The 7135-nt window shown below is 72.3% G+C and carries 8 protein-coding genes; all 8 read left to right on the top strand.

The genetic code is table 11. The features are described 5' to 3' along the window. Window positions 1-260: 260 nt before the first annotated feature. Entirely contained in the window at window positions 261-1088 is an 828-nt protein-coding gene (locus tag ACLU3S_RS34810; protein WP_413955974.1) for a hypothetical protein, read from the top strand. Between the two features lie 69 nt (window positions 1089-1157). Then, the gene (gene cpaB, locus ACLU3S_RS34805; protein WP_413955973.1) at window positions 1158-1865 is read left to right on the top strand and encodes a Flp pilus assembly protein CpaB; all 708 of its coding nucleotides are present in this window, start codon (window positions 1158-1160) and stop codon (window positions 1863-1865) included. Window positions 1866-1874: 9 nt separating this feature from the next. Beyond that, a complete protein-coding gene (locus ACLU3S_RS34800) occupies window positions 1875-3107 on the top strand; it encodes an AAA family ATPase (protein WP_413955972.1) in 1233 nt (410 codons plus the stop codon). Window positions 3108-3114: 7 nt separating this feature from the next. Beyond that, window positions 3115-3492, top strand: a complete 378-nt coding sequence (locus ACLU3S_RS34795; protein WP_413955971.1) for a TadE family protein — start codon at window positions 3115-3117, stop codon at window positions 3490-3492. A gap of 1 nt (window position 3493) precedes the next feature. Then, entirely contained in the window at window positions 3494-3856 is a 363-nt protein-coding gene (locus ACLU3S_RS34790) for a TadE/TadG family type IV pilus assembly protein (protein WP_413955970.1), read from the top strand. Continuing rightward, window positions 3853-5190 (top strand): CpaF family protein, encoded by a 1338-nt coding sequence (locus ACLU3S_RS34785; RefSeq protein ID WP_413955969.1) that lies wholly within the window; start codon window positions 3853-3855, stop codon window positions 5188-5190. The genes ACLU3S_RS34790 and ACLU3S_RS34785 overlap by 4 nt, the downstream gene beginning before the upstream one ends. 8 nt (window positions 5191-5198) lie before the next feature. Next, window positions 5199-6143, top strand: a complete 945-nt coding sequence (locus ACLU3S_RS34780; RefSeq protein ID WP_413955968.1) for a type II secretion system F family protein — start codon at window positions 5199-5201, stop codon at window positions 6141-6143. 16 nt (window positions 6144-6159) lie between these two features. Next, the gene (locus ACLU3S_RS34775; protein ID WP_413955967.1) at window positions 6160-7047 is read left to right on the top strand and encodes a DUF5936 domain-containing protein; all 888 of its coding nucleotides are present in this window, start codon (window positions 6160-6162) and stop codon (window positions 7045-7047) included. Window positions 7048-7135: the final 88 nt, after the last annotated feature.

Genomic DNA, 7135 nt, shown 5'->3' with positions numbered 1-7135 from the left:
AGGTGTCAAGAGGTTCAGACCGGAACCATCTCCGGGCGTCCGCTCAACCTGTCCCGGTTTGACGGGACTTGTACCGGGAGAGTTCCACGTCGGCTTCACAAACGCTGTTCTCGGGTCATACAGGCGTGGTTACAGTGCTCAGGTAGTCACGCAGTGAAGTCGTCCTGGCGCATTGGAGTGACAGTGACACCGGTGGGCCGGCGGGTGGGAAGAGCGGGGAGCTGCGCGTGCCAACTGCCATTGCCGTGACGAGTGCCGACATGGCACTGCCGCCACAGGACGAACGCACCATGCCCGCGGTCGTGCTGAGCGACCTCGACCGGCGGCCCCTCGACCACGCCCTCGTCGAACTGCACGCGCTCACCGAGCAGTACGGGTATGTCGTCGTCGTGTGCTCGCAGGCCACCCCCGAGCCCGTCGTGCGGCGCCTGTACACCCTGCGCTCGCTGCTGGAGAGCGACCGCGTCGCCCTGTTCCGGCCGGAGCTGCCGCCGCTCGGCATCGCCGTGCTCGCCCGGCAGTTGCGGCAGCTCGCCTCCTGCGACCTGAGCCCGGGCGTGCTCGCCTCCGCCGGGCGGCTGCTCACCCACTACATCCACGCCGGCGCCGTCCTCGGCTCCGTCGCCAGACTGGACCGGGTGCCCGTCGGGCTGAAGGCGCACGCCAGGTCGTGGGTGCCGGGCAGCCAGTTCGCCGTGCTCGCCCACCCCGAGCCGCAGCTCGTCAGGCTCGCCCCCGGCGCCACCCTCAAGGGGCCGGAGTTCGGCACCTGGATGCTGGTTGCCAAGGGACAGGCGCAGAGCGACTGGGTCGCCGGTCTCGCCTCCGCGTGGAACGTGCACGGGCTGCGCGAGGCCGCGCTGCCCGCCGAGTCCCCGGTGTGGTGGGGCACCGGTCGGGTGGTCGAGTTCTGCAGCTACCTCGCCGACCTGTCCGTCCTCTACCAACTGGTCACCTCCGTACGGCAGACCAGCTGTCACTGGTGCGGCCTGGACGTCATCGGCGACCGCTGCGTCTTCTGCTCCGCCACCCCGCCCGCCCCCGAGCCGCCCGCCCCCCGCGCCCTGGAACAGCGCACGCCCGCCTGACCGCACCCGTAAGTCCCATCCCGCTCGACGTCCCGCTCGACCGATTCCCCCAATGAGGTTGCACGGTTCATGAACTCCCGTCAGCGCCGCGGCGTGATACTCCTGATCCTGTCGGTCCTGTGCGCTCTCGGCGCGTTCGCCGGGGTGCTCTCCGTCGTCCACGACGTGAACTCCAAGGTCGGACCCGAGGTCACCGCCTACCGGGTGCGCTCCGACGTGAAGCCGTACACCACTCTGGACGCAAGCCAGTTCGAGAGGGTCGGCATGCCCAGGCGCTGGCTGCCCGGCACCGCCGTCACCGACCTCCGCCAGATCCGGGGCAAGATCGCCGTGACCACGCTGCACGCCGGCTCCCTGCTCCAGACCGACATGATCGTCGACCAGCCCGCCCTCCAGCCCGGGCAGCAGGAGGTCGCCATCATGATCGACGCGGCGACCGGTGTGGCGGGGAAGATCACCCCGGGGTCCCGGGTCAACGTCTACGCGACCTTCGAGGGGAAGAAGGAGGGCGACCCCGACCAGTCGAAGATCATCGTCACCGACGCCCGCGTCCTGGACGTCGGCCGCATCACCGCCCTGGACCCCGACTCGGGCAAGAACCAGCAGCAGCCCAGCGAGGCCGTCCCCATCACCTTCGCGCTGTCCACCCTCGACGCCCAGCGCATCACCTACGCCGAGTCCTTCGCCCAGCGCGTCCGGCTCGCGCTGGTGGCGCCCGGCAGCGAGACCAGCGTCCCCGACCGGGACCGCACCTACGAACTCGCGACGGACAAGTGAGAGGCGGCCATGCCCACCAGGATCCTCCCGGCCGGCGCGGACCCGGACGCCGTCCGCTCCCTCACCACCCTGCTCAGCCAGCTCCCGGACGCCGAACCGCAGCCGCCGGTCGGCGACTCCACCCAGCTGGTCGACGCGCTCGCCCGGATCGCCGCCGAGTCCGTGGACGAACTGCCCGAGGTCGTGGTCGTCCACGAGCGGATCGGCCCGGTACCGGCCCTGGAGCTGATCCGCGAGGTCGCCCTGCGCTTCCCGGCCGTCGGCGTCATCCTCGTCACCACCGACGCGAGCCCCGGCCTGTTCGCCGCCGCCATGGACGCCGGCGCCCGCGGCCTGGTCGCGCTCCCGCTGTCGTACGAGGAACTCGCCGGCCGGGTCCAGGCCGTCGCCCAGTGGTCGACGGGCGTACGACGCCACCTCGGCCACGGCGCCGAGGTGTTCGGCGGAGCGGGCGGCACCCTCGTCACGGTCAGCGGCGCCAAAGGAGGCGTCGGCGTCACCCTGACGGCGATCCAGCTCGCCCTCGCCGCGCAGGCCTCCGGGCGCCCCACGGCCCTCGTCGACCTCGACCTGCAGACCGGAGACATCGCCTCCTACCTGGACATCCAGTTCCGCCGGTCCGTGGCCGACCTCGCCGCCATCACCGACATCTCGCCGCGCGTCCTCGCCGACGCCGTCTTCCGCCACGACACCGGGCTCGCCCTGCTCCTCGCGCCCGGCGAGGGCGAGCGCGGCGAGGAGGTCACCGACCGCGCCGCCCGCCAGATCGTCGGCGTCCTGCGCTCGCGCTACGAGGTGGTCGTGGTGGACTGCGGGGCCCAGCTCAGCGGAGCCGGGGCCGCCGTGGTGGAGATGGCCGACACCGCGCTGCTGGTCACCACCCCGGACGTCGTCGCCGTACGCGGCGCCAAGCGGACCGTGCGGATGTGGGACCGGCTGCAGATCCGCAAGGCCGAGGAGACCACCGTGGTCGTCAACCGGCACACACGCGGTACGGAGATCCAGCCGGCGCTGGTCCAGCGCATCACCGGGACCGCGCTCGCGCGCACGGCGGTTCCCGCCAACTTCAAGGAACTTCAAGCCGTCGTGGACGCGGGGCGGGTCCACGAGCTCGACGGCAGGAGCACGGTGAAGCAGGCCCTGTGGGCGCTCGCGGGGGAGCTGGGGCTGGCGAAGGCGGTTGAGGGGTCCCACCGCGGGGGCGGGCGCGGCCCGGTCGGACTGCGGCGGCGGAAGGAGTGAGCGGCCCATGAAACGGGGTGGGGACCGCGGGCAGGTCAGCATCGAGTTCCTCGGCATGGCCCCGCTGATCGTCCTGACGCTGGTGCTCATGTGGCAGGCCGTGCTGGTGGGGTACGCCTACACGCTCGCGGGGAATGCTGCGGACGAGGGGGTGCGCGCGGGCACGGCGGCGCCCCGGGGGGAGCGGTACGGGGTGTGCCGGCAGGCGGCGCTGCGGCATCTGTCGGGGGCGTGGCGAGGGGGTGCGAGCGTGGCCCGGTGCGGCGGGACCGGCTATGTGACCGCGGACGTGGCGATCAAGGTCCCCGTCCTCTTCCCGGGCTCCGTCGACTTCCCCGTCACGGTGCACGGCCACGCCGGCGCCGTGGAGGAGGTGAAGCACTGAGATGCCGTGGCGCAGCGGACGCGACCGGGGGCAGGTCGCCATCGAGTACCTGGGGTTCGTGCCCGTCCTGCTGATCGTGGGGCTGGCCGGCCTCCAGATCGGGGCGGTGGCCTACGCGGCCGAGCAGGCGGGCACGGCGGCGCGGGCCGGGGCGCGGGCGGCCTCGCTCGGGCAGTCGTACACGCAGGCCTGCGCGGACGCGGTGAGCGGGGGCATGCGGGTGACCTGCTCGTCCGGCGGCACGGGCGACTCCGTGACCGTGACCGCCACCGTCCGCATCCCGAAGATCGTCTGGGACCTCGGCGCCGCCACCAAGACCGCCACCATGCCGCTCGACCACCAAGCGAGGAGTCGCCGACCATGAGCCTGCGGGCACGCATCAGCACTCCCGAGGAGCACGGCAGCCGGGGGGAGGACGGGCACCTGGTCGCCTCCTACCGGGCCAAGCTGCTGGAGGAGATCGACCTCGCGGAGATGGGCTCGCTCGCCGCCGCCGAGCGGCGGACGCGCCTGGAGCGGGTGCTCGGGCACATCATCAGCCGCGAGGGCCCGGTCCTGTCGACGGTGGAACGCTCCCAGCTGATCCGCAGAGTGGTCGACGAGGCGCTGGGCCTCGGCATCCTGGAGCCCCTCCTCGAGGACGCCTCCATCACCGAGATCATGGTCAACGGCCCGGACGCGATCTTCGTCGAGCGCGGCGGACGCGTGGAGCAACTGCCCCTGCGATTCGTCTCCGCCGACCAGCTGATGCAGACCATCGAGCGGATCGTGTCGACCGTCAACCGGCGGGTGGACGAGTCCAATCCGATGGTGGACGCCCGACTGCCCTCCGGGGAGCGCGTCAACGTCATCATCCCGCCGCTGTCGCTGACCGGACCGATCCTCACCATCCGCCGCTTCCCGCGCTCCTTCACCCTCCAGGAGCTGATCTCCTTCGGCTCGCTCGACGAGCCGATGGTGTACCTGCTGGCGGGCCTGGTGCAGGCGAAGTTCAACATCATCGTCTCGGGGGCGACGGGCACCGGGAAGACGACCCTGCTGAACGCCCTCTCCGGGCTGATCCCCCCGCACGAGCGCATCATCACCATCGAGGACTCCGCCGAACTCCAGCTCCAGCAGAGCCATGTGGTCCGCCTGGAGTCCCGGCCGCCCAACGTCGAGGGCAAGGGCCAGGTCACCATCCGCGACCTGGTGCGCAACTCCCTGCGCATGCGGCCCGACCGGATCGTGGTGGGCGAGGTCCGCGGCGGCGAGTCCCTGGACATGCTCCAGGCGATGTCGACCGGCCACGACGGATCGCTGGCGACCGTGCACGCCAACAGCGCCGAGGACGCGCTCACCCGGCTGCAGACCCTCGCCTCCATGTCCGACGTCGAGGTGCCGTTCGTGGCGCTGCACGACCAGATCAACAGCGCGGTCGACGTCATCGTCCAGCTCACCCGGTTCGCCGACGGTGCCCGGCGCATCACCGAGATCGCGCTGCTGGACAGCCACGGCGGGGAGCCGTACCGGCTGGCGACCGTGGCCCGCTTCGACGCCCGCCCCATGACCCCGGACGGCCGCGTGTACGGCTCCTTCCAGTACTTCCCCCTCCCGCGCCGCACCGCCGACCGCCTCTACATGGCGAGCCAGCCCGTCCCGCAGGCCTTCGGCGTCGCCCGCTCGGCGGACCAGCTCGCCACCCGAGAAGCCAGGTAGGCCCCCACATGGAACTCCACACCCTCGTCCAGCTCACCACCGGCGTGACGCTGCTGACCTGCGTCCTGGCCGTCGCGGGCGTGCACAGCTACGCCTCCGGCCGGGCCCGGCGGGCGGAGCTGGTGGAGCGGCTCTCGCACGCCGGCCCCCGCCCGGCGACCGGCCGCCGGCGCCGCTTCCGCGACCTCGACCGCAGGCTGCGGCGCACCCGCTTCGGCCGCTGGCTCGAACTCCGCCTCGCGACGACCGGCCTGGACGTCACCCCGGGCGAGTTCTTCGTCGGCATGCTCGCCACCGTCGCCGCGCTCTGGCTGGTCGGCCAGGCCACCCTCGCCCCCTTCTTCGGTCCGCTCGCCGGACTCCTCGGCATCTGGGCGGCGGTCCAGTTCCTCAACTGGCAGCGCCAGAAACGCATCGAGCGCTTCATCAACCAGCTCCCCGAACTCGCCCGCATCCTGGCCAACGCCACCCAGGCCGGGCTGGCCCTGCGCACCGCGATCGGCATGGCGGCCGAGGAGCTGGAGGCCCCGGCCGGCGAGGAACTGGCCAAGGTGGCCGACCAGCTGGCCATCGGCCAGTCCCTGGACGACGCGCTCGGCGAACTCGCCGACCGCCTCCCCTCCCGCGAACTGGTCGTCCTCGTCACGACCCTGATCCTCTCCAACCGGGCCGGCGGCCAGGTCGTCAGTGCCCTGCGGAACCTGACCGAGACGCTGGAGGAGCGCAAGGAGACCCGGCGCGAGATCCGCACCCAGCTCTCCCAGGTGACCATGACGTCGTACGCCGTCCCCGTCCTCGGCGTCGGCGCGCTGTTCCTGATGAACGCCGTCAAGGACGGCGCCCTGGCCCGCATGACCGGCTCACCGGTCGGCCAGGTCTGCGTGGTCGTCGCGTTCGCCCTGTACGCCGTCGGCTTCGTCCTCATCCGGCGCCTGAGCCGGATCGACGTGTGAGGAGGGCACGGACGCCATGGCATTCCTGCTCGCACTCCTGATGGGCCTGGCCGTCTGGGGCGTCTTCACGGGCATCCGCATGTACCGGGCGGACGTCCGGCTCCCCGGCGACCTCGCCCTCGCCCTGGAGGTCGGCGCCACCCGCACCGGCGCGGTCGGCTCGGTCATCGACCGCATGGGCATGCGCTACGCCCCGGCGGTCCTGCGCCTGATGGGTCCCCGCCTGGTCGCCAAGTACCGTCGCAGGATCGACCTGGCGGGCAACCCCGGCGGCCTGACCATCGACCGCTACGCGGCCCGCCGGGCGGTCTACGGCGCGCTGGGCGCCGTGGGCTTCCTGGTCTTCCTGCTGCGCGGCCAGTGGTTCGTGGCGCTGCTGCTGTTGCTGTTCGGCGCCTTCTGGACGGAGGTCGGCATCTGGTCGGCGATCCGGGTCCGCAAGGACGTCATCGAGCGCACCCTGCCCGACTTCCTGGACGTGCTCGCGGTCGTGGTCAGCGCGGGCCTCGGCTTCCGCCAGGCCCTGGAGCGCGTGGCCTCCCGCTACGAGGGCCCCTGGGCGGACGAACTGCGCATCACCCTGCGCCAGATGGACCTCGGCATGAGCCGCCGCCAGGCCTTCGCGGAACTGCGCCGGCGCAACGACTCCGAGCAGGTGGCCATGTTCGTGACGGCCCTGCAGCAGGGGGAGGAGCTGGGCGCGCCGATCGTCGACACCCTGGTCTCCCTCGCCAAGGACATGCGCCGCACCGACGCCCAGAACGCCCGCCGCAAGGCCGCCCGCGCGGTGCCCAAGGCCACGCTGATGATCACCACCTTCATGGTCCCGGCCACCATGCTCCTCCTCGGCGCCGGCCTGCTGTTCGGCTCCGGCGTGGACTTCGGCTCCCTCACGGGGAAGTGAGCGGCCGTGACGGTCACGGGGCTGACGGGGCGTGGGGGGAGTGCGCGGGGCGGCGGCCGGACGTCGTTCACGGCGCGCGTTGCGGGGC

The organism is Streptomyces sp. AF1A (genome assembly GCF_047340315.1).
Classification (GTDB): domain Bacteria; phylum Actinomycetota; class Actinomycetes; order Streptomycetales; family Streptomycetaceae; genus Streptomyces.
This window is presented reverse-complemented; position numbering and strand designations above follow the sequence as displayed.

What these genes read in the sequence shown, in the direction of transcription:
- ACLU3S_RS34810 (WP_413955974.1), top strand. Translation starts at nt 261, where the DNA reads ATGGCACTGCCGCCACAGGACGAACGCACCATGCCCGCGGTCGTGCTG.
- cpaB (WP_413955973.1), top strand. Translation starts at nt 1,158, where the DNA reads ATGAACTCCCGTCAGCGCCGCGGCGTGATACTCCTGATCCTGTCGGTC.
- ACLU3S_RS34800 (WP_413955972.1), top strand. Translation starts at nt 1,875, where the DNA reads ATGCCCACCAGGATCCTCCCGGCCGGCGCGGACCCGGACGCCGTCCGC.
- ACLU3S_RS34795 (WP_413955971.1), top strand. Translation starts at nt 3,115, where the DNA reads ATGAAACGGGGTGGGGACCGCGGGCAGGTCAGCATCGAGTTCCTCGGC.
- ACLU3S_RS34790 (WP_413955970.1), top strand. Translation starts at nt 3,494, where the DNA reads ATGCCGTGGCGCAGCGGACGCGACCGGGGGCAGGTCGCCATCGAGTAC.
- ACLU3S_RS34785 (WP_413955969.1), top strand. Translation starts at nt 3,853, where the DNA reads ATGAGCCTGCGGGCACGCATCAGCACTCCCGAGGAGCACGGCAGCCGG.
- ACLU3S_RS34780 (WP_413955968.1), top strand. Translation starts at nt 5,199, where the DNA reads ATGGAACTCCACACCCTCGTCCAGCTCACCACCGGCGTGACGCTGCTG.
- ACLU3S_RS34775 (WP_413955967.1), top strand. Translation starts at nt 6,160, where the DNA reads ATGGCATTCCTGCTCGCACTCCTGATGGGCCTGGCCGTCTGGGGCGTC.